Origin of the sequence: Salinivibrio sp. ML198 (assembly GCF_001996015.1) — a bacterium.
Classification (GTDB): Bacteria; Pseudomonadota; Gammaproteobacteria; order Enterobacterales; family Vibrionaceae; genus Salinivibrio; species Salinivibrio siamensis.
This window is the reverse complement of sequence record NZ_MUEZ01000016.1, coordinates 26,833-48,805: the sequence shown is the minus strand read 5'-3', so window position 1 is coordinate 48,805 and position 21,973 is coordinate 26,833. Positions and strand designations below refer to the sequence as shown.

Here is a 21,973-nt window from a genome sequence, read left to right as displayed (position 1 = left end):
GCAATCAGAGTGGGCAATGCATAAAGCATCGTCTACGCTTAATGGCGTTTGACAGTGTCGCATTGGCCAAGGGCTTATGCGAAATAGTAGTCAAGATCGCAAGATAAATTGGTGATTATCTCCGCAGTTTGTGATGACTTTCTCTGCAACCTTTGACACCGATAGCGATTTCTTTTTCCACACCACAGGATCCTTTTTCGATCAAGATCTAGATCCTGTTTTTTTATTTAAGTTGATGTTTTTATTTAATAAAAAATCAATTTTTCATGCTTGTTTAGACAAAATCAAAATCCTATAAAATAATTACCAACAAAGTTATCCACAGATTGGCGACCTTGTGGGAAAAACCATGGTTAACAGGGGTCGAGACTCGTGGCATGCTTAACGGCTAACGTGTTTAACTGGCGATCAATATTCTGATATGGCAACTCTTCCCGACAATCCGTTAATCCTTGTGGATGGCTCTTCGTATCTTTACCGGGCATACCATGCGTCTCCCAATCTCACTAATAGCCAAGGCGAACCCACTGGCGCGGTGTTTGGGGTGGTGAATATGCTGCGCAGCCTGTTGCGACAGTACCCGCATTCGCATGTGGCGGTGATTTTTGATGCCAAAGGGAAGACGTTCCGTGACGACATGTACGAGCAGTACAAAGCCAACCGTCCACCGATGCCAGAGGATCTACGCGGGCAAATTGAACCTTTGCACAAGATTATCAACGCGATGGGCTTGCCTTTACTGGCGGTAGAGGGCGTGGAAGCCGACGATGTTATCGGCACGCTCGCCACTCAAGCCTCGAAAGCGGGGATGCCGGTGCTTATCAGTACGGGTGACAAAGATATGGCGCAGTTGGTGGATGAGCATGTCACCTTAATCAACACCATGACTAATGTCGTGATGGATCCTGAGGCGGTACGTGAGAAGTATGGTTTCGGCCCTGAGCATATTATTGATTATCTGGCTCTGATGGGCGACAAAGTCGATAATATTCCTGGCGTACCGGGTGTGGGCGATAAAACCGCGACCGCGCTGATTGCCAATCTAGGTGGCTTGGACGATATTTACGCCAACCTTGATAAGATTGCTGAGCTCAGCTTCCGCGGCGCCAAAAGCATGGCGAAGAAATTGACTGAGCATCGAGAAGCCGCTTACCTGTCATATCAACTCGCTACGATTAAATTGGATGTAGCGCTCGATTTCACCCCTGAACAGCTGGTCAAGCAAGCGCCTGATAATGACACCTTGGTGACCATGTATCGTGATTTGCAATTCCGCCGCTGGCTCAAAGAGCTGGATGAAGGTGATGCGCCGGAAGAAGTGGTGTCTGATGAACCTATCTCGCAAGCGGCCACGATTGACCGTAGTGGCTACCAAACGCTATTAACGCGGGACGCACTAGACACTTGGCTGAAGAAAATTCGTGACGCTGAGGTGGTGGCGGTCGATACCGAAACCGATAGTCTCAACTATATGGAAGCCAATCTGGTTGGGATTTCATTTGCCGTCGCGCCAGGTGAAGCGGCCTATGTACCCGTGGCTCATGATTATCTGGAAGCGCCCGCGCAGTTATCGCTGGATGAAGTGCTGGAGGTGTTACGCCCTTGGTTGGAAGACCCTTCAGCGGCGAAAGTTGGCCAGAATCTGAAATATGATGCCAGTGTGTTTGCGCGTCACGGGATCACCTTAAAAGGGATTGCCTATGACACCATGCTGGAGTCGTACGTCTACAACAGTGTCGCGGGACGCCATGACATGGACAGCCTCGCTGAGCGCTACTTGCAGCACACCTGCATCAGCTTTGAAGAGATAGCGGGGAAAGGCAAGAAACAACTGACCTTTAATCAAATTCCTCTTGAGCAAGCGGCGCCTTATGCGGCGGAAGATGCCGATATTACGTTGCGTTTGCACCAATACCTGATTGGTAAAGTCACCAGTGACGAGAAACTGAAAACCATTTTTGAGTGCTATGAGATGCCGTTAGTCAGCGTGTTGTCGCGTATGGAACGTCATGGTGTGCTAATCGATAAAGACAAGCTGGCGACCCAATCAGAGGCGCTACATACTCGCTTGATTGAGCTTGAGCGTGAAGCGTTTGAGATTGCTGGTGAGGAGTTCAACTTAAGCTCGCCCAAGCAACTACAAGCGATTTTGTTCGAGAAAATGGGCCTGCCGGTGGTAAAGAAAACCCCATCAGGCAGCCCCTCAACCAATGAAGAAGTGCTGCAAGAGCTCTCACTCGATTACCCGCTGCCAGCGCGGATTCTGGAATACCGTGGGTTGGCAAAACTCAAATCGACTTACACGGACAAATTGCCGCGCATGATCAATGCGCAAACCGGCCGCGTGCATACCTCGTATCATCAAGCCGTTACTGCAACAGGGCGCTTATCGTCCACCGATCCGAACTTACAAAATATCCCTATTCGTAACGAACAGGGTCGCCGTATTCGAGAAGCCTTCACCGCGGAACCGGATCACACCATTTTGGCGGTCGATTACTCGCAAATCGAATTGCGGATTATGGCGCACTTATCCGGTGATAAAGCCTTGCTAGAAGCCTTCCGTGAGGGCAAAGATATTCACGCCGCCACCGCAGCGGAAGTGATGGGGGTAAGCCTCGATGAAGTCACCAGTGAACAGCGTCGCCGCGCCAAAGCAATCAACTTTGGCCTGATTTATGGCATGAGTGCCTTTGGCTTATCTCGTCAATTAGGGATTGGTCGCCATGAAGCACAAAGCTATATGGATACTTACTTTGAGCGTTATCCAGGCGTGAAGGCCTACATGGACCGCACCCGTGAACAAGCAGCGGAAAAAGGCTATGTGGAAACCATTTTTGGTCGTCGCCTCTATTTGCCAGAAATTAAATCGCGTAATGGCATGCGTCGTAAAGGGGCAGAGCGCGCGGCAATCAATGCGCCGATGCAAGGAACCGCCGCCGATATTATCAAGCGTGCGATGATACTGGTTGATCAATGGATTCAAGCCAATGCGGCGGATGATGCTCGCCTAGTGATGCAAGTTCACGATGAACTGGTGTTGGAAGTCAAAACGTCATCAATGTCCAAAGTTGAAAGCCAAGTACGGAAATTGATGGCATCAGCGGCTGACTTGGATGTCCCTTTGATTGCCGAAGCCGGTTTCGGAGATAACTGGGGAGAAGCCCACTAAGTTCAGGGTTTTTATTGACCTTTCTGTCGTTTTATACCGAAAGCCGATATTTTTATCGGCTTTTTTTTGGTCACTATCCACCTGATCTTTGGCGTTTTTACTCTAAACCGCCTTATTTTTATGAAAAAAAATTACGTAAGATACTTTTCAATACTGAGTGATTGATATACAGTTAACAACGTAGGGTACAGAGGTAAGATGTTCTATCTTTCAGACCTTTTGTTTCACGTTATTGGATTTGGCTGATTCAGCAGCCCCAGTCAGGATACTGACTGGGGCTTTTTTTATTGGCTAATCGTCAACGCGATGAGTCGACCCTGCCACTGCCTTTTTTGTGTTTTGCTGATTCGCATCATCCCATTCTTTTCAAAAAAATTAGAGTAATTACTTTAATTATGGCTGGAGGCTTGGTTATAATGCGCACAGCTTCTTGTTCTTTATGTGTCTATGGGGGCTGATTGAGCTCGCTTACGCACAAAGATTCGCCGACTCTCGTATTGAGGGTCGGCTTTTTTTTATCTGCGTAAGCGACAGGTGGGCCCTATCCGTCCAAGAGGGTTAATCGGTTGGCTGTGGGTCGTCTGCGATCACCGGCGGTGTTTGTTGATACCAAGCGTCTAGTTTACGGCGCAATTTGTCGACGCCCATCCCTTTGAGCGATGAGTACAACTCGACCTCAACATCCCCGCAAAAGGCCAGTGACGCTTCGCGGATTTTCATCAGTTGCTGCTTACGTGCCCCTGATTTCAATTTGTCGGCTTTGGTCAGTAGCACTAACACCGGTAAGTGAGATTCAACCGCCCAGTAAATCAGTTGCTGATCCAAGTCTTTCATCGGATGACGAATATCCATCAAGACCACTAATCCGCCAAGTTGATCACGTTTTTGTAAATATTCTCCCAGCGAACGCTGCCACTTCTCTTTCATTTCCAACGGGACTTGGGCATAACCATAACCAGGTAGGTCGACAATGTGACACCCTTCGTCCACTTTAAAGAGGTTAATTAATTGTGTGCGCCCGGGTGTCTTACTGGTCTTTGCTAGGCTCTTTTGGTCACAAAGACGGTTAAGGGAGCTAGACTTACCGGCGTTGGAACGGCCAGCAAACGCAATCTCTATCCCCGTATTATCAGGAAGATGGCGAATGTCGGGTGCGCTGGTAACAAACTGGGTGTTACGGTAATTAAGTGATTGCTCCACTGTTAACTCCGTCTCGTCTTGGTGTAGTAGACTGATTACTTTTGTGTGAATTTGTGTAAAATAACCGTGCTCGGTTTTTGATCGGTAATTGTACCATGACGGTAACTAAGTAGTGGTACTGGAAGCTTGATAATTATAAACGGAATGTCATGAAGAAATTAGCGCTAATATTGACTCTCCTCGCCAGCACTTCAGTCTGGGCCCAAGGAGATGCTGAAGCGGGCAAAGCAAAATCCAATACCTGTGTCGCCTGTCACGGTGCTGACGGTAACAGTGTTTTGCCTGATTACCCAAACTTGGCGGGTCAGCACGCCAACTATCTAGAGAAACAACTGAAAGAATTTAAGCTCGGCGCGCAAAGCGGCGGTGAGCAGGGGCGTTATAACGCTGTGATGGCTGGTATGGTGGCACCGCTCTCTGAGCAGGACATGGCAGACTTAGCGGCTTACTATGCAACCTTAACACCCAAGCCTGGCACCACGCCCGAAACGGCCATCGAAGTAGGCCGTCAGCTCTACATGGCGGGCGATCCGGAGCGCGGTATTGCAGCCTGTACAGCCTGTCATGGTCCTCGCGGGAATGGCACCCCTTCTTCTGGTTTCCCGAAAATTTCTGGCCAGCCTGCGAAGTATCTAGCCAGTCAGTTGAAAATGTTCCGTGCCGGAGAGCGTCATAATGATATGAACAAAATGATGCGCTCGGTTGCGGCGAAACTGACGGACAAGGAAATTGATGCACTGTCTAACTACTTAGGCGGGCTTCACTAATAACCGAGCTGTCCAACGAAAACGGTGGCGTAATGTACGCCACCGTTTTTTTTATCTCTTCCATTTATGCGACAGTCTATGACGCTTGGCACGCATTTTGTCAGTACATCACTGATAGCGAAAACGGCGACCTTCTGCGTAAGAGATTGGCTATTCTCTTGCAAGAAAAACACGTCATTTTTTGAAAGACATATTTTAGGTTTATTTAAAATCAGTCAGTTACCTCTGTGTCTTGTTTCCTGACTCAATATTTTATGGCTGGCATTCTAGGCAGTCGCGCTCATTGCGATATGCTACCACTATCAACAGGACGTTGGTCTTAAGGACAAGTGATTGAGCCAAGCAAGGCACATGAGCACCAGGACGGTCTGACCACAGGATGTGGATGTTGCCAAGGTAGGCGCACAAGGACGACGTGACACAGGATGTGTGGTGGGTGTCGAACGACAAGGACGCAGGAAGCGACTGACACGCAGGTATGCGACCCACGATAACAGGACGTTGATACTAAGGCGCCAAGCGCCATGAGTCAGGGATGAACAAGGTACCAGGACGGACACTATCCGCTTATTATCGCAAGCGCGATACGCGACAGGCTTTATGCCTGTCGCTTTTTTATTGACCCACTTTCTGCTACATTCGCGCCAGCTTTTGGCATAGATGAATGATATGCAGCATTGCCCTTTATGTGAGCACACAACAACCCATCTTTATCATACCGACAAACGCAGAGCATACCTTCAGTGCGCGGCGTGCGCGTTGGTGTTTGTTGAGCGCCAGGCATTGCTCGCGCCTGAAAATGAGAAAGCTATCTATGACTTACACCAAAATCACCCTGAGGATGACGGTTATCAGCGTTTTTTATCGCGCGTGATCAACCCTTTACTCGACCGCTTATCGGTGCCAGCAAAGGGATTAGATTTTGGTTGTGGTCCTGGGCCTGTCTTGGCCAGTATGCTGCGAAACGCAGGGCATGATGTCGCCTGCTATGATCCCTTCTATGCGCCACAAACCGACGTACTGGATGCACATTATGACTTTATTACCTGTACGGAGGCCATCGAGCATTTCTATTGGCCAAAGGTGCAATGGCAGCAGTGGTTGTCGATGCTCAAGCCGGGGGGTTACTTGGGCATCATGACCAAGCTGGTTAAAGATCCAGACGCTTTTTCACGCTGGCACTATAAGAATGATCTGACGCATGTCAGCTTTTTTAGCCGATATACATTCCAGTTTTTAGCTCACCAAGCGGGGTTGGAACTGACGTTTATCGGCAACGACGTAATTTTAATGAGGAAACCAGAGTCATGACGCGTAAAAAGAAAACGCGCCGCGTAGGATCGGAAGGCCCGGCGCAATACGTAGATAAGAATCAGAACGAGCAAGACCGCATTGCGCGAATGCTGAAAAAGCAAAAAAAGCGTAAAGGCAAAAAAGCCGGCTCGCGTCATTCAGAAGAAGACAACAAGCAAGTGCGTCGCAGCGGTGGCAAAAAAGACCCGCGCATAGGCAGTAAAAAGCCGATCCCATTGGGTACGGATGCAGAAAAACCTAAGCAACCCAAGCTCACACCAGAGCAAGAGCTCGCCAAGCTTGAGCAAGATCCACAATTGAACGTGTTGTTGGATAGAATCGAAAATGGCGAGAAATTAGGGGCGGGTTTACAAGCTTATGTGGATGAGAAGCTGGATCGGATTGAGGTGCTGATGGATAAACTGGGCCTGCTTGCCGACGATAACGAGTTGGATGATGACGACGACCTGCTGGCTAAATTTGAGCAACAGGACGATTAACAAGGAGTAACCGGTGCAGGAGTGGATCTGGATATTGGCAGGACTTGGGGCGCTCATTATTTTAGCGCTATCGGTTTACGCAGGCGTATTGCTGGCGAAGTTAAAGCGACAAACCAAGTGGCAAGCCGAGATGAAAGAGGCAGCGATCAACCAACGCAATGACAAAATCATTGAGAGTGTTGATGTGATTGCGTTTGCCGCACTACAGAATCAATGCGATTTATCGGAGGCTGCGATCCGCCTTTACATGATCATGGATCATCTACAAGGCGATAAACGGGTTGCGTTTGATAGCTGCTACCCGGCCTTGTTTGAACTGTATGAGGCGGTAAAAGATACCCCTCGCGGTGAGGCAAGGAAGGGATTGAAAAAGAATGAGCGCATGCGACTCGACTTAGACCGAGCCAAACATGAAGCGCGTTTGGAAGAGGCGATAAAAGTTGAGCTTGCGGAAATCCTCGCCTTCACCGGCGCGCGTCACATCCCTGATCATATCCTCACGCACTAAGTGTGACTGCCTGGAATGCAGCCTATCGTGGCTGCTTTCCTCTGTCATTTTGCCTCAATACCCTTATAATTATTGGGCGAAAATCGATCTCACCGACACTTTCGCAACACCAGTGCGGGTAGTGCTAAACACCTTACTCAAGGCTGTGGCACACTAGACGCTGTTACTCCTTTCCTAAGCGCTTTTGCGGAATGTAAGCCATGTCATCACCACAAATCATTTGGGATCAAGCCCTTATCAATAAGTACAACTATTCAGGGCCCCGTTATACGTCGTATCCGACGGCACTCGAATTTCATGAGGCGTTTGCGCCCGCGGAATTTGATATGGCGTGTAGTCAGTACCCTGAGCGCCCGTTGTCGTTGTATGTGCATATCCCGTTTTGCCATAAACTTTGTTATTACTGTGGCTGCAATAAAGTGGTGACACGGCATCAACACAAGGCGGATGAGTATCTAGATGCGCTTGAGCACGAAATCCGTCAGCGTGCTTTCTTGCTGGGTTCACGTCGAGTGACTCAGCTGCATTGGGGCGGTGGCACGCCCACCTTTCTCACCAAGGCGCAAATCTCCCGCTTAATGGGATTGTTGCGTCAAGAGTTTGGTTTTGAGCGCGATGCGGAAATCAGCATTGAAGTCGACCCGCGCGAAATTCCACTCGATATGCTCGATCACCTGCGGAGCGAAGGTTTCAATCGCATCAGTATCGGGGTGCAAGACTTTGATAAAAAAGTGCAGCAGCTGGTCAATCGCGAGCAAGATGAAGACTTTATTCACGCCTTGGTTGAACGTGCCCGTGAACTGGGCTTCCGCTCCACCAACCTCGATTTGATTTATGGCTTGCCCAGCCAATCTCCAGAGGGGTTTGCCAAAACCTTAGCGCAAGTTTTGACGATGCGTCCGGGTCGACTCTCAGTGTTTAATTACGCGCACTTGCCTAATTTGTTCGCGGCGCAGCGCAAAATCAAAGAAGAGGATTTACCGTCTCCGGACGCCAAGCTCACCATGTTGCAAGACACCATCAATACGTTAACAGGGGCAGGCTATCAGTTTATCGGGATGGATCACTTTGCTCTGCCTGATGATGAGCTGGCGGTGGCGCAGAGAGAAGGGCGTTTACATCGCAACTTCCAAGGCTATACCACGCAAGGTGACTGTGATCTGCTCGGACTCGGCGTATCGGCGATTTCGATGATTGGTGATTGTTACGCGCAGAACCAAAAAGAGATGAAAGCGTATTATCAGCAAGTGAATGCTGAACGCCATGCACTGTTTAAAGGCGTGATGCTTGAGCCGGATGATCGCATTCGTCGTGATGTCATAAAAGCGCTGATGTGTAACTTCACCTTAGAAAAAGCGGACATTGCGACACGTTACCAGATAGATTTTGATCAGTATTTTGCTGAAGATCTGGCGTTACTGCAGTGCTTTATTGATGACGAGTTGGTGCAAGTGACCGATCAAACGATTACGGTGACCAAAACAGGCCGTATGCTGATCCGCAATATCTGTATGAGCTTTGATGTTTATTTGCGAGATAGAGCGCGTCAGCAACAGTTTTCGCGGGTGATTTAGCCGTAAAAAAACCGCCAAATGGCGGTTTTTTTACGGCGCGAGGCTCGCGTGGAGAGGCTCTACGGCGACCTAGCGTGTTGCCGCGTGGGCTGTCAGTGCGGATTTCTCGCTATCAGACAAGAAAGCAATCGAAAGACCATTTTCTTGCAATGTGGTGATTTGCGCAGGGGTTAAGCCTGCGGCAGGGGCAGCCACTTCATACTCATAGGGCAGCTCAATGCCTTCTACCGCTGGGTCGTCGGTATTCAAGGACGCCAAAATGCCATGGTCGAGGAATTGACGCACAGGATGTTGTGCGAGATCGGCAATGGTGCTGGTTTGGATGTTTGACGTCAGGCAAGTTTCGATACCTATCTGGTGTTTAGCCAAATAATCCATCAGCGCTGGGTCCTCTATTGCCTTGACCCCGTGACCGATTCGGGTGGCGCCGAGCTCATTGATTGCCTGCCACATACTGGCGGCGCCAGCGGCTTCGCCAGCGTGCACGGTGACTTGCAGGTCGCTGGCCCGTACTTTGGCAAAGTGCTCGGTGAATTGGTCACCTGGTTGGCCCAGCTCATCTCCGGCCAGATCGATGGCGACTAAGTGTGATTTTTGCGTCAGTAGCGCATCGAGCTCGGCCATACATGCTTGCGTGCCGAAAGTACGGCTCATGATACCAATCAAGTTGGTTTTCACGCCAAAGTCGCGGCTACCCGCCTGCACACCATCTACCACGGCTTCTACCACCCCTTCGAGGGGGAGCTGATGCTTCAGCGCCATGTAGTAGGGCGAAAAGCGCAACTCGGCATAATCAATTTGAGCGTTTAAGGCATCTTCTACGTTTTCGTAGGCGACGCGGCGGACGGCATCTAAATCACCTAATACTGCCACGCCCCAATCGAGCTTAGACAGGAACGCGACCAAATCGGGTTCGGTCTCAACCACTTGCACATGTGGGCGCAATGACTCGATATCAGTAGCGGGTAGCGGCATCGCAAATTTTTGCCCTAATGCCAAAATGGTTTCGATACGAATATTGCCGTCTAGGTGGCGGTGTAAATCCGTCACGGGTAAGTCTTTTCTTATCATCATCGGTTCCCAGCAGGTGAGTTGGGGCTCAGTATAGCGAGTGACCTGCTCATCGTCAGTAGTCAGTGTGTCGATGGCGTGACAGCTATCGCGTGGGGAGCTTGTCCGTTACCCGTTCTGTTGGTTGTTCGGTGAGGGGCAGCGGTTTGGCAAACAAGAAACCTTGTGCAAAATGGCAACCGATGTCGCGCAGACGCTCGGCTTCTTCCTGGGTTTCTATCCCTTCGGCCACTAGGTGTACATCCATGCCACGTGTCATGGCAACCACGGCTTCAATGATGCGTTGGTTGGTGCTGTTTTCAGTCATCGAGTGAACGAAGCTGCGATCAATCTTAAGGCTATCAAACGCCATTTGGTGAAGGTATGCCAGCGATGAATAGCCGGTGCCAAAGTCATCGATAGCAATTTTAATTCCCAGCGCACGGATTTTGGTTAACCCTGAAGTTGCCAAGTGTTCGTGGCTCATCAGCTGTGACTCAGTGATCTCCAAGGTTAAATTATCCGCTGGCAGTTGAGTACGATCCAGCACGCTTTGCAGTTTGTCGATAAAGTCGGCCGACAGTAGCTGACGAGCGGATAAGTTCACGTGTAGCTGATAATTGGCTGGCCATAAGCCTTTTTGAATCTGCGCCACGGTGTCATAGGCGGCTTGCTCAAGTACCTGCATGCCGATTTGATTAATCAAGCCACTTTGTTCGGCCACGGGAATGAATTCAGCCGGGGAGACCATGCCGCGTGTAGGGTGGCGCCAGCGCACCAAGGCTTCTGCGCCGCAGAACCGGCCATCAAGCAAGCGGACAAAGGGTTGATAATAGACCTCAAACTGGTGATGCTGAACGGCGTGATGAAGCTCGAGGAGAAGCCGTGATTGCTCTTGAATCCGTGCCTGCATATTGGCTTCAAAGTACACGTACATCGCTGTTTCACTGCGTTTGGCTTCACTCAATGCGAGACCAGCGTGATCAAGGCCTTCATAGATGGCATCGCCAAAGGTGTAGCCAAAGACTACGCCCGCACATGCGTCGACCAGGACATCATCGTTGCCAATGGTGACGGGGCGCTTAAATAAACTCAGTAACTGATCGACCAATGCCTCTGATTGCGTTCGGTTAGTGGTATTGGGCGCGAGAACGGCGAACTCATCGCCACGTACGCGTGCCAGTAGCATCCCAGAGCCATCGGAGAGGGCGCTGAGTCGATCGGCAATCGCGCATAAAAGCGTGTCCCCGCCTTCTTGTCCCAGGCTGTCATTAATATTACGAAAGCCATTGATCCCCAAAATCACCAAGGTATTGGGAGCGTGATAGCGTAAGCCCGTGGCCTGTTCAATCAAGCCTTCCCGCGTATAAAGTTGCGTGAGGTTATCTTGGCGGACTTGTTGGCGCAGCGCATCGAAAGAGTGCTGCAATTTGACCGACATATTGTTAAACGCTTCTTTGAGTATCGCGATTTCCCGCAGGCTTGCGGGTGTATTAATGCGGTAAGTCAAATTGCCGGATGCCAGTTTGGCTGCCGCTTCAGCGGTGTCTCTCAATGGGCGAGTCAGTTGGCGTATAATGAAATACACCACCGCAAGCCCGACCAGTGCCATGGCTACCACCAGATAAATGCTGATTTCTTGCTGGCTAAGAAGGTTTTTTAACAGTAGCTGATCGGGCAGTGCGACCACCACATACCACTGATGCTGAAAGGGAGCGGGCATCGCCACTTTTTTAATGGTGCCATAAAAATGGCCCTTATCGGCAATATCGAAATTAAAGGGCTTGCCTAAACGGCTGGGGTCGGGCGGCCACGCATTTGCGACCTGGCTAATCGTATTGTCGAGGACTGGATTATGGGTAATTTCAGGAAAATGCAAGATATTGCTGGGGCTCTCTTGGCCACTGTGGGCGACCATTCGGCCCTCATCGTCGACAATAAATAATGCCCCGCCGAGCTTTTGTTGACGTTCGCTGAGGAAGCGGTTAAACGCATTGAGCTTGATGTCGCTGGCGACCACGCCCCACACATTATCATCGACCATCACCGGGGCGATGGCCGATAAGGAGACTTCACCAACTTCATCGGCATCACGATAAATGTCGGTCCAGCGCGGTTGCTCGCGATTAAAAGCAGGAATGTACCATGGTCGGATGCGTGGGTCGTAATCGCTGTCTTGGTAAACGACGTTAGCGTTTGGCGTGCGGCCATCAAAAATACGCAGCGTGCCTTGGGTTGCGTCACTCTGCTCCATCAAAATATATTGACCCGCTTGGCTTTTGCGGTAGCCAAAATACGTCCCTTCAGCATCCACCCCAATACTGAGTACCTGCATGTAAGGCATGGCTTGGTAGAGGGAGGTGTAGCTATTGAGAAGATAATCACGCAGCCCTGAGTCAGTCATTGGCGCATCGCCAAGCCGGGCGGCTAGGCTGTCGGCGACAAAGATGTTGGCATTAAAGGGGTGAGCAAGATACTGGCGCAAGTCTCGCTCAATACCGACGGAGTAGTCTTCGAGTAACAATTTGCCGACAAATTGCGAGCTGGCGCGATAGTGGTTGTTGATGGTAATAATGATCACGACCAACGTCAGTGTTAGGACGAGAAACACGGGAAGCATAACGGCAGCGCGTATTGACAATGGGCGTACGTTTCTCATCAGGACAACGACTTCACTCTTATCAGAAAAATAACACGATTGTTGGATTTTACCTCAATCTCTTTACTTAAATTTAGCAGAGGTTCAAAGAGTGTCAGTTTCAATAATGAGTTACGACTCAATATTTAGCTCTTTGAGTTTGCGTGTCAGGGTATTACGTCCCCATCCTAAAATTTTAGCCGCCTCTTGTTTGTGGCCATGAGTGTGCTTGAGCGCCGACTGCAACAAGATGCGTTCGACGCTGGGTAGCGCTTGTTGCAAAATGCCGTGTTGCCCTTGTGTTATCGCATCTTGAGCCCATTGGGTGAGGGCTTGCTGCCAATCATGTGCTTCACTGTCGGCCACCGTGCTGGGCTGGTTGAGCAGTTCCCTTGGGAGATCGGAGGGAAGCACTTCCTTACTGCTGGCCATCACGGTCAGCCATCGGCAGGTGTTTTCTAGCTGGCGGACGTTACCCGGCCAAGGTAACTGGCTCATCATGGTTTCTGTGTCTGGGTGGAGTTGCTTGGCTTCGACATCCAGCTCTTTGGCGGCGCGGGCAAGAAAATGCTGACATAGCTGGGGAATATCTTGGCGCCTATCTTTGAGTGAGGGTAGATGAACGCGGATCACGTTCAAGCGGTGAAACAGGTCGTCTCGGAAACTGCCTTCTGTCACCAAGCGTTCGAGATCTTGGTGGGTAGCCGCGATAATGCGCACATCCACATCGACCGCCGCGTGACCGCCGACCCGATAGAATTGACCATCCGCTAGCACACGCAGTAAACGCGTTTGCACATCCAATGGCATATCGCCAATTTCATCGAGAAATAACGTCCCCCCATTGGCTTGCTCAAAGCGTCCTTGCCTGACCGCGTTGGCCCCAGTAAATGCGCCTTTTTCATGACCGAACAGCTCGGACTCAATCAAGTCTTTGGGGATGGCGGCCATATTCAGGGCGATAAAGGCTTGATTGGCCCGCGGACTATGACGATGTAGCGCTTGGGCGACTAGCTCCTTACCCGTGCCCGACTCACCATTGATTAACACCGAAATCGAGGAGCGTGACAGCCGGCCAATGGCACGAAACACCTCTTGCATCGCGGGGGCCTCGCCGATGATCTCTGGTGTCTGCGTTTGCGGCTGTTGTGACGTTTGTTGCTTTTGCTGCTCTTTATAGTGGGCCAGTGCGCGCTCAACCAGAGCCAGCGCTTCATCAATATCAAACGGCTTGGGCAGGTATTCAAACGCGCCTTTTTGGTAGGCGTTAACCGCGGCATCTAAATCCGAGTGCGCGGTCATGATGATCACGGGTAAGTCAGGGTGTTGCTCTTGTACCGCTTTTAGCAGCGCCAGCCCATCGCTACCTGGCATGCGAATATCGGAGACCAACACATCAGGGCGACGTTCATGCAGGGCACTGAGTACATTTTCAGCATTGCTAAACGTATCGCAGGTGAGGCCGGCGGCACTGAGGGTGCGTTCCATCACCCAACGAATGGAGCTGTCATCATCAACAATCCAAATGGTCCCTTTACTCATGTGGCGTGTCCTTTTCAATGATTGGCAATTGGATGGTGAAGCAGGTATGGCCTGGCCAGCTATTCACGTCAATTTTGCCTTGATGCTGATCGATTAAATGATGGGTGATAGCGAGTCCAAGCCCATTGCCGTCAGCCTTGCTCGTCACCATGGGGTAGAACAAGGTGTCCTGCAGATGCGGCGCGATCCCGGGCCCATTGTCGATGATTTCAATTTGCGCGACCACTCGGTGACGCTCGCCATGGATCACGGTTTGAAAGCCTGTGCGCGTGCGGAGCGTCAAACAGGCGTCAGGCTGACCGCGTATGGCATCGGCAGCATTGGTGGCGACGTTGAGAATCGCTTGCTCAAGCTGCTCAGGATCCATCTCAAAATCGGGTAAGCTGGGGTCGTAATCGCGAATGATCTGGATGCCTTCGTGGTTATCGAGGCTGATCAATTGGCGGACTTTTTCCAACACAACGTGAATGTTTTGTCGTTGGCGCAACCCAGGGCGCTGTGGCCCCAGTAAACGGTCGACCAAGTTTCGCAATCGGTCGGCTTGCTCGATAATAATTTGCGTATATTCAGCCAAGCTCGCATCAGGCAGCATCTTTTCTAGCAACTGTGCCGCCCCGCGTAAGCCGCCGAGCGGGTTTTTTATTTCATGCGCCAAGCCGCGTACCAACTCTTTTGCCGCTTGTTGTTGCGCTTTTTGGGTAAGCTCCTTACTGATCCTTTGTTGTTGGCTGACCACATTCACTTCCAGTAACAGCCGCCCCTCATCTGCTTGATCAAATAACGGACTGGCACTGAGTTGCACCTTTTGTGGCTGGCCGTCCACCACCCAGGTCACATCACTGTCCGTCAAGCTTTGCCCGGCACGTGTGGTGTTGGCAATTTGTCCCCAGTCGACGCTGGCGTGCTGAATCTGCGCGGTGAGCGGTTGTGTCAGCAGGCGCCTGGCACTTTGGTGCATCAGCTGCTCGGCGGCCGCGTTGACGTACTGAATACGCCATTGGCTATCCACCACAATGATCGCGGTGAGAAGATGATCGAACAGTTGAGCGGGGGTCATCCGTGTTGCGTCCTTGTTTGCACTGTTTTGGTGCATTGAGTGTAATCGAGATCCTTGCTTGATGCAGCTTGCACTGCCGGGTTTGTGAATTCATCGGCGTTGTCGCGGATTAATCATGCGTTCGATGTGGCTGATTCACATGGGCGCGATGCAAATACACCTGATGCTCAGAGGATGATGCAATTACCTTGCCGCTTTCTAAATAGCGGACTTGAAAACGATGGGTGCCCCTGTCTATCGGGCTGAGGTGCCATTGTAGTGTGAGCTGTGAGGCGCTGCGCGTCTGCTTAGGGTGAGCCTGAACGGGGTTACCGTCCATCACCAGCTGGACCTGGTCGCTTGGGGAAGCCGCCGGAGCAAGGGTGGCTTTTACTGAAACCTTACCGGGATTACTACGTAACGTCGCGCCATCACTGGGGTGAACCAGTGTGATCGCCACGTTTGATTGACTGGCGGGCTGGGTGGTTGTCTGCGGCGGTTGCGTTAACGATGGCGACACCGACGAGGGAGCATAATACCGCACTTGGTGGGGCGCATTGGGAGGCTGATCGCTGATATGCCACTGTCCGTTTTGATCCCGCCATTGGTAAATCGTGCCAGCCTGGCAGGTGACAGTGAGGCTGAACACGATGATGGCTATCCAGCGCATCGCTTACCCTTCTTTTTCTGCAGATATGGACCATGATAAGCCACATCGTGCGGGTAAAAAGCACAAAAAAGCCCACCTGCGAGGTGGGCTGCAATTTGTGGTGTATGAGCCTTTACACTGAGTAGTACAGCTCGAACTCCACAGGGTGGGTCGTCATTTGGATGCGCTCAACGTCTTCGCCTTTCAGCGTGATGTAAGAGTCGATGAAGTCATCAGAGAATACGCCACCTGTGGTCAAGAATTCACGATCCGCGTCAAGCGCTTGCAGGGCCTCTTTCAGTGACTCGGCAACGGTTGGGATTTCCGCTGCTTCTTCCGCTGGCAAGTCGTACAAGTCTTTGTCCATGGCATCGCCAGGGTGGATCTTGTTCTTAATCCCGTCTAGGCCAGCCATTAGCATGGCTGCGAAGCAGAGATACGGGTTGGCTGTTGGATCGGCAAAGCGAAGCTCAATACGGCGTGCTTTCGGGCTCGGTACCACAGGGATACGGATTGACGCTGAGCGGTTACGTGCTGAGTAAGCCAACATGACCGGCGCTTCAAAGCCTGGGACCAGACGCTTATACGAGTTGGTTGAGGCGTTGGCGAATGCGTTGATCGCACGCGCGTGCTTGATGACACCGCCAATGTAGTACAGTGCGGTTTCAGACAAACCACCGTATTTGTCACCGGCAAACAGGTTTTGACCATCTTTGGCAAGCGACTGGTGGACGTGCATTCCTGAACCATTGTCACCAACCAGTGGCTTAGGCATAAAGGTTGCCGTTTTACCAAAGGCGTGCGCGACATTGTGAACCACGTATTTGTAGATTTGAATTTCGTCGGCTTTGGTGGTCAAGGTGTTGAAACGGGTGGCAATTTCATTCTGACCCGCGGTCGCTACCTCGTGGTGATGTGCTTCAACCACTAGACCCATTTCCTCCATCACTAATGACATGGCAGAACGGATGTCTTGTGATGAATCAACCGGTGCAACTGGGAAATAACCGCCTTTCACACCAGGGCGGTGACCTTTGTTACCCCCTTCGAGAGCGGTGCCTGAGTTCCAGCTTGCTTCGACGTCGTCAATTTTGTAGAACGAGCCAGCCATATCGGTGGCAAATTTGACGTCGTCGAATAAGAAGAACTCTGGCTCAGGACCGATGAGAACGGTATCGGCGATGCCGGTTGCGCGCATGTAATCTTCTGCGCGTTTAGCAATTGAGCGTGGGTCACGGTCGTAGCCTTGCATGGTTGAAGGCTCAAGAATGTCACAACGGATATTCAGGGTGCTTTCCTCGGTAAAAGGGTCAAGCACGGCAGAGCTTGGGTCAGGCATCATCACCATGTCTGACTCATTAATGCCTTTCCAGCCCGCAACCGATGAGCCATCAAACATTTTGCCTTCTTCAAAGAAGTCATCATCAATCTGATGTGAGGGGATAGAAACATGCTGCTCTTTACCCTTGGTATCGGTAAAGCGCAGGTCGATGAATTTCACCTCGTTTTCTTGGATCAGTGCGAGCACGTTTTCTACTGACATGTGAAATAACCTCCGGTGTCAAATTGAGTAAATAGCGAGTTGGCTCCTTGCTTCATGACAAAGCGAAAACCGTGCCAACAATTTTAAGCCGCGCCAAACCGCGTTTAACGCGATAAAACCGTGTGCAGCCTGGGTCAAAAGCGTGCATTGTGCACCATTGTAGTGCAAACATGATCGCATATGGTGCAAGGGGCAAAGACGGTGCGCCGCTTTGCACGAGATGCGTGCAGGCATCGTCCCCTCTCTTTGTAGCAGACAATGCATGACAAGAGTGTGGACGGTCTTTAAAAATTCATTTTTTCTCTCATCACGATGAATCCTTGTATTTGCACAATAAATAACCAACTGTGACAGGGTGAACCCTGAGTGACGGTGAGCCAATTCACATAATAAGGTGGGTTTTGCGACAAAATCTGGTACATTACGGCCGTTTTTTTAATCAGGTGGCGGTGCCGTCGTGTTAGCATAGCTCGCCAACTTCGGCGCGCGCCCCGTCTATCGAGTGAAAAAGAGAGTCCATGACCAAAATACAGACAGATAAACTAAGAAATATCGCCATTATTGCCCACGTTGACCACGGTAAAACCACGCTAGTGGATAAGCTGCTGCAGCAATCCGGTACGCTGGCTTCCCGCGGTGAGGTGGAAGAGCGTGTCATGGACTCAAACGACATTGAGAAAGAACGTGGCATTACCATCTTGGCCAAGAACACTGCCATTAACTGGAATGACTACCGCATCAACATCGTTGATACCCCAGGACACGCCGACTTTGGTGGTGAGGTTGAGCGTATCATGTCGATGGTTGACTCCGTACTACTGGTCGTCGATGCGGTAGACGGCCCGATGCCACAAACCCGTTTTGTGACCCAAAAAGCCTTTGCCCATGGTTTGAAACCGATTGTGGTGATCAACAAGATTGACCGCCCTGGGGCGCGTCCTGACTGGGTGATGGATCAAGTCTTTGACTTGTTTGACACCCTCGGTGCGTCGGATGAGCAATTGGATTTCCAAGTGGTTTACGCGTCAGCCCTTAACGGCTGGGCGAGCCTAGAAGAAACCACAGAAGGCGAGAATATGGAGCCGCTGTTCAACGCGATCGTTGATAACGTTGATGCACCGGATGTCGATATCACCACGCCGCTGCAAATGCAGGTGTCTCAGCTGGATTATAACTCTTATGTGGGTGTGATCGGCGTGGGTCGTATTACACGTGGCTCGGTTAAGCCGAACCAGCAAGTCACGATTGTGAGTGCAGATGGCAGCAAGCGTAACGGTAAAGTCGGCAGTGTTTTGGGCTACATGGGCCTAGAGCGTCATGACGTTGATGAAGCCTCTGCGGGCGATATTATTGCCATTACGGGATTGGGTGAGCTGAAAATCTCAGACACGATTTGCGATCCAAGTAATGTGGAAGCCTTGCCTGCACTGACTGTGGATGAGCCAACTGTGACCATGACCTTCCAGGTGAATACCTCGCCGTTTGCAGGTCTCGAAGGTAAATACGTTACGTCACGTAATATCCTTGAGCGTCTGCAAAAAGAGCTGGTCCACAATGTGGCACTGCGCGTGGAAGAGACCGATAACCCAGATAAATTCCGCGTGTCTGGCCGTGGTGAACTCCATCTGTCTATTTTGATCGAAAACATGCGTCGCGAAGGCTTTGAGCTGGCGGTATCGCGCCCAGAAGTGATCATCAAAGAAGAAAACGGCGAGAAATTCGAACCGTTTGAGACAGTGACCATTGACGTGCTCGAAGAGCATCAAGGTGGCGTGATGGAAAGCATCGGTCTGCGTAAAGGCGAGCTGACGAACATGCTTCCAGATGGTAAAGGCCGTGTACGCATGGACTTTGTGATGCCATCACGTGGTCTGATTGGTTTCCAAACAGAGTTTTTAACACTGACCTCTGGCTCGGGGCTGATTTATCATACCTTTGACCATTACGGTAAGTACAAAGGTGGCGATATTGGCCAGCGCATTAATGGTGTGTTGATCTCAAATGCGGCAGGTAAAGCACTGACTTACGCACTGTTTAACTTGCAAGACCGCGGACGCTTGTTTGCCGAGCACGGTGACGAAGTATACGAAGGTCAGGTGATTGGTATTCATAATCGTGCCAACGATCTGACCGTTAACTGCTTGAAAGGTAAGCAGCTGACCAACGTTCGTGCATCAGGTACCGATGACGCGCAGGTATTGAGCCCAGCGATCAAGTACACCTTGGAGCAGGCGCTTGAGTTTATCGATGATGATGAACTGGTTGAAGCGACGCCGGAGAGCATTCGTATCCGTAAGAAGCTATTGACCGAAACCGAGCGTAAGCGCGCAGGTCGTAAAGGTTAATCACGCGGGCATCACCGCGCGATGTGGACAAAGGGCACCCTCGGGTGCCTTTTTTATTGGCTAGCGTTTAATTGAGGGTTTGGATAAAGCGATTTGACGCTTGGATTGCGCGTTGCATATCGGCAACGGCGCGGTCTATCTCGCCCGAAAGGGCATCCAACTCACCTTGTAACGCACCAATTGCGCGGGCATTGAGGTTGTGTTTGAGATAAAGCCGGTTATCTTGCAAGGTGTTCAGTACCGGTGTCATGGTTTGTTCGGCACGACGCATGGCATCACGTAATCGCTCGTATTCCTCACGAGTCTGGCGTAAGCGCTGCTCACTATCACGCTGTAGGCGTCGATTGGTGTACAAGTCTAATTCTTCTTCCCACTCATCAAACAGCGCGTCAGAGACAGATTCAAGGGCGTCGATGCGTTCACGCACGCGGGTGACGGCATCATGGCTTTGCTGGTACTGACTATCGACTGCCTCATAGGCGGCTTGTAGCTCTCCCCCCTCAAACTCAGTGAGCTGGCTTAAAGCTTGTCGTGCGTCTTTAAATTTTGACTGCGCCGCTTGCTGCGCATCAGCGGCGTCTTCCACTCTGTCGACCATGATATCGCGTTTATGGATGCCCACTTGCTCCATCGCCGAGTAATAGGCAGACTGACAGCCGGTGAGTAGGGTTAAACAGGTCGCAAGCATAAAGATAACCCGCACAGGCAACTCCTTAATCATAAATCATGTACACTCATTACGCTTAAGGCTAACACAAGGTTAAGGTGGAAGGATGCGCAAAATTGGGATCCTGGATGAGAAGACGTGGTGTCATCACCGTGATTGGTTGATGGCGATGCTGGCCCATTTATGGCGGCGTATGGGCGAAGATAGGCTCACGGTGAGTGCGGGCCATATGGCGTATGTGACCCTATTATCTTTGGTCCCCTTGGTGACCGTGGTTTTATCCGCCTTTTCGAGTTTTCCTGGTTTTTCAGAGGTGGGTGAGACGTTACAGCAGTTTGTAATTAACAACTTTGTGCCGGCTGCTGGCGAGGTGGTGGCACGCTACCTCAATGAATTTGTTGCTAATGCCGGTAAGATGACGGCAGTGGGGGTGAGTTTTTTGTTTGTGGTGGCCATCATGCTGATTTCCGCCATCGACAAAAGCCTGAATCACACCTTTAAAATTCAGACCAAGCGACCCACAATGATCGCCTTTTCCATCTATTGGATGGTGCTCACCTTAGGGCCAATTCTGATTGGCACCAGCATTGCGTTGAGCTCCTATTTAACCTCGCTGTCGTTATTACAAAGCGGGATTGCCAATGATTTGTTTACCACCTTATTGCGCGTTTTGCCCTTTATCCTGACCACATTGACCTTCATGGGGCTTTATACGTTGGTCCCCAATACGCGCGTGCGTCTGCGCCATGCCTTTGCCGGGGCGGCGGTGGCGAGTATCCTGTTTGAATTAAGCAAGAAAGTCTTCGCCCTCTATGTGACGCACTTTCCCTCGTATCAACTGATTTATGGCGCGCTGGCGGTGATACCCATTCTCTTTGTCTGGGTGTATTTTAGTTGGTGTATCGTATTGTTTGGTGCCCAAGTGACGGCGACGCTGAGAGAGTCTGAACGTTGGTGGCCGCGCGCGGAGGGCGACGCTTCTCATTTTGGGTCGAGCGCTCTGGATGCGTCATCTCCCCCTTTAACCATTGAAAAAGAGGAAACCCATGATCGCCCTCATTCAACGCGTGAGTGAAGCCAATGTGACCGTAGAAGGCACTCGCGTCGGCTGTATAGGAAAAGGCTTGGTCGTGCTGCTAGGTGTCGAGAAAGGCGACACCGAGACTCAGGCAGCCAAGCTGGCGCACAAAGTGCGCGGTTATCGCGTCTTTGAAGATGACGAAGGAAAAATGAATCTCAATGTGTCACAGGCAGGGGGATCGTTACTGGTGGTCTCTCAGTTCACCCTCGCGGCTGACACGAAAAAAGGAATGCGTCCAAGTTTTTCAGGGGCCTCGCCCGCCGAAGCGGAACGCTTGTATGAGGTGTTTTGCCATGATTGCCAACAGGCTGGCGTGAAGACGCAAACCGGTCAGTTTGCTGCAGATATGAAGGTGAGCTTGGTCAATGATGGGCCGGTGACTTTCTGGCTTCAGGTATAAATGTGCGC

At 50.9% G+C, this 21,973-nt stretch carries 17 protein-coding genes; 9 read left to right on the top strand and 8 right to left on the bottom strand.

Translation table 11 applies throughout. The features are described 5' to 3' along the window. Positions 1–421 precede the first annotated feature (421 nt). Positions 422–3,172, top strand: coding sequence for a DNA polymerase I (polA, locus tag BZG25_RS11975; RefSeq protein WP_077639136.1), 2,751 nt, complete (start codon positions 422–424; stop codon positions 3,170–3,172). Positions 3,173–3,730: 558 nt separating this feature from the next. On the opposite strand, the gene yihA is transcribed toward polA, so the two are convergent. Next, positions 3,731–4,372: a ribosome biogenesis GTP-binding protein YihA/YsxC gene (yihA, locus tag BZG25_RS11970; protein WP_046074455.1), complete on the bottom strand. Its 642-nt coding sequence runs from the start codon at positions 4,370–4,372 to the stop codon at positions 3,731–3,733. Between the two features lie 149 nt (positions 4,373–4,521). On the opposite strand from yihA, the gene BZG25_RS11965 reads away from it, so the two are divergent. From BZG25_RS11965 to hemN, 5 genes are all read left to right on the top strand, one after another. Continuing rightward, a complete protein-coding gene (locus BZG25_RS11965) occupies positions 4,522–5,139 on the top strand; it encodes a cytochrome c (protein WP_046074454.1) in 618 nt (205 codons plus the stop codon). A 669-nt stretch (positions 5,140–5,808) separates the two neighbouring features. Continuing rightward, positions 5,809–6,450, top strand: a complete 642-nt coding sequence (locus tag BZG25_RS11960; RefSeq protein ID WP_046074453.1) for a class I SAM-dependent methyltransferase — start codon at positions 5,809–5,811, stop codon at positions 6,448–6,450. Further along, a complete protein-coding gene (gene yihI, locus BZG25_RS11955; RefSeq protein WP_046074452.1) occupies positions 6,447–6,932 on the top strand; it encodes a Der GTPase-activating protein YihI in 486 nt (161 codons plus the stop codon). Before BZG25_RS11960 ends, yihI begins: the two co-directional genes overlap by 4 nt. A 13-nt stretch (positions 6,933–6,945) precedes the next feature. Next, positions 6,946–7,440 (top strand): DUF2489 domain-containing protein, encoded by a 495-nt coding sequence (locus BZG25_RS11950; RefSeq protein ID WP_077639135.1) that lies wholly within the window; start codon positions 6,946–6,948, stop codon positions 7,438–7,440. Positions 7,441–7,640: 200 nt separating this feature from the next. Then, complete coding sequence (hemN, locus tag BZG25_RS11945; RefSeq protein WP_077639134.1) at positions 7,641–9,014, top strand: oxygen-independent coproporphyrinogen III oxidase; 1,374 nt, start codon at positions 7,641–7,643, stop codon at positions 9,012–9,014. Between the two features lie 69 nt (positions 9,015–9,083). On the opposite strand, the gene add is transcribed toward hemN, so the two are convergent. From add to glnA, 6 genes are all read right to left on the bottom strand, one after another. Beyond that, positions 9,084–10,085: an adenosine deaminase gene (gene add / locus BZG25_RS11940; protein WP_077639133.1), complete on the bottom strand. Its 1,002-nt coding sequence runs from the start codon at positions 10,083–10,085 to the stop codon at positions 9,084–9,086. 85 nt (positions 10,086–10,170) lie between these two features. Further along, positions 10,171–12,723 carry an EAL domain-containing protein gene (locus tag BZG25_RS11935; protein ID WP_077639132.1) on the bottom strand — a complete coding sequence of 851 codons (2,553 nt, stop codon included), beginning with the start codon at positions 12,721–12,723 and terminating at the stop codon, positions 10,171–10,173. A 111-nt stretch (positions 12,724–12,834) separates the two neighbouring features. Beyond that, entirely contained in the window at positions 12,835–14,244 is a 1,410-nt protein-coding gene (gene glnG, locus BZG25_RS11930; RefSeq protein ID WP_077579492.1) for a nitrogen regulation protein NR(I), read from the bottom strand. Continuing rightward, positions 14,237–15,301, bottom strand: coding sequence for a nitrogen regulation protein NR(II) (glnL, locus tag BZG25_RS11925; protein WP_046074446.1), 1,065 nt, complete (start codon positions 15,299–15,301; stop codon positions 14,237–14,239). Before glnL ends, glnG begins: the two co-directional genes overlap by 8 nt. 109 nt (positions 15,302–15,410) lie before the next feature. Then, positions 15,411–15,950 (bottom strand): DUF4124 domain-containing protein, encoded by a 540-nt coding sequence (locus tag BZG25_RS11920; RefSeq protein WP_077639131.1) that lies wholly within the window; start codon positions 15,948–15,950, stop codon positions 15,411–15,413. Positions 15,951–16,062: 112 nt separating this feature from the next. Then, a complete protein-coding gene (gene glnA, locus BZG25_RS11915) occupies positions 16,063–17,472 on the bottom strand; it encodes a glutamate--ammonia ligase (protein ID WP_046074445.1) in 1,410 nt (469 codons plus the stop codon). 518 nt (positions 17,473–17,990) lie between these two features. Here glnA and typA point away from each other — a divergent pair. After that, on the top strand, positions 17,991–19,817 hold the full coding sequence (gene typA / locus BZG25_RS11910; RefSeq protein WP_077639130.1) for a translational GTPase TypA: 1,827 nt from the start codon (positions 17,991–17,993) through the stop codon (positions 19,815–19,817). A 67-nt stretch (positions 19,818–19,884) separates the two neighbouring features. Here the strand turns inward: typA and BZG25_RS11905 are convergent, their stop codons facing one another. Further along, on the bottom strand, positions 19,885–20,538 hold the full coding sequence (locus BZG25_RS11905; RefSeq protein WP_077579494.1) for a DUF2959 family protein: 654 nt from the start codon (positions 20,536–20,538) through the stop codon (positions 19,885–19,887). 52 nt (positions 20,539–20,590) lie between these two features. Between BZG25_RS11905 and BZG25_RS11900 the strand changes: the two genes are divergently transcribed. After that, positions 20,591–21,559 carry a virulence factor BrkB family protein gene (locus BZG25_RS11900; protein WP_077639129.1) on the top strand — a complete coding sequence of 323 codons (969 nt, stop codon included), beginning with the start codon at positions 20,591–20,593 and terminating at the stop codon, positions 21,557–21,559. Continuing rightward, positions 21,531–21,965 (top strand): D-aminoacyl-tRNA deacylase, encoded by a 435-nt coding sequence (dtd, locus tag BZG25_RS11895; RefSeq protein WP_046074442.1) that lies wholly within the window; start codon positions 21,531–21,533, stop codon positions 21,963–21,965. The genes BZG25_RS11900 and dtd overlap by 29 nt, the downstream gene beginning before the upstream one ends. Positions 21,966–21,973: the final 8 nt, after the last annotated feature.

Coding starts and splice junctions, on each gene's coding strand:
- polA (WP_077639136.1), top strand. CDS start 422: ATGGCAACTCTTCCCGACAATCCGTTAATCCTTGTGGATGGCTCTTCG.
- BZG25_RS11965 (WP_046074454.1), top strand. CDS start 4,522: ATGAAGAAATTAGCGCTAATATTGACTCTCCTCGCCAGCACTTCAGTC.
- BZG25_RS11960 (WP_046074453.1), top strand. CDS start 5,809: ATGCAGCATTGCCCTTTATGTGAGCACACAACAACCCATCTTTATCAT.
- yihI (WP_046074452.1), top strand. CDS start 6,447: ATGACGCGTAAAAAGAAAACGCGCCGCGTAGGATCGGAAGGCCCGGCG.
- hemN (WP_077639134.1), top strand. CDS start 7,641: ATGTCATCACCACAAATCATTTGGGATCAAGCCCTTATCAATAAGTAC.
- add (WP_077639133.1), bottom strand. CDS start 10,085: ATGATAAGAAAAGACTTACCCGTGACGGATTTACACCGCCACCTAGAC.
- BZG25_RS11935 (WP_077639132.1), bottom strand. CDS start 12,723: ATGAGAAACGTACGCCCATTGTCAATACGCGCTGCCGTTATGCTTCCC.
- glnG (WP_077579492.1), bottom strand. CDS start 14,244: ATGAGTAAAGGGACCATTTGGATTGTTGATGATGACAGCTCCATTCGT.
- glnL (WP_046074446.1), bottom strand. CDS start 15,301: ATGACCCCCGCTCAACTGTTCGATCATCTTCTCACCGCGATCATTGTG.
- BZG25_RS11920 (WP_077639131.1), bottom strand. CDS start 15,950: ATGCGCTGGATAGCCATCATCGTGTTCAGCCTCACTGTCACCTGCCAG.
- glnA (WP_046074445.1), bottom strand. CDS start 17,472: ATGTCAGTAGAAAACGTGCTCGCACTGATCCAAGAAAACGAGGTGAAA.
- typA (WP_077639130.1), top strand. CDS start 17,991: ATGACCAAAATACAGACAGATAAACTAAGAAATATCGCCATTATTGCC.
- BZG25_RS11905 (WP_077579494.1), bottom strand. CDS start 20,538: ATGATTAAGGAGTTGCCTGTGCGGGTTATCTTTATGCTTGCGACCTGT.
- BZG25_RS11900 (WP_077639129.1), top strand. CDS start 20,591: ATGCGCAAAATTGGGATCCTGGATGAGAAGACGTGGTGTCATCACCGT.
- dtd (WP_046074442.1), top strand. CDS start 21,531: ATGATCGCCCTCATTCAACGCGTGAGTGAAGCCAATGTGACCGTAGAA.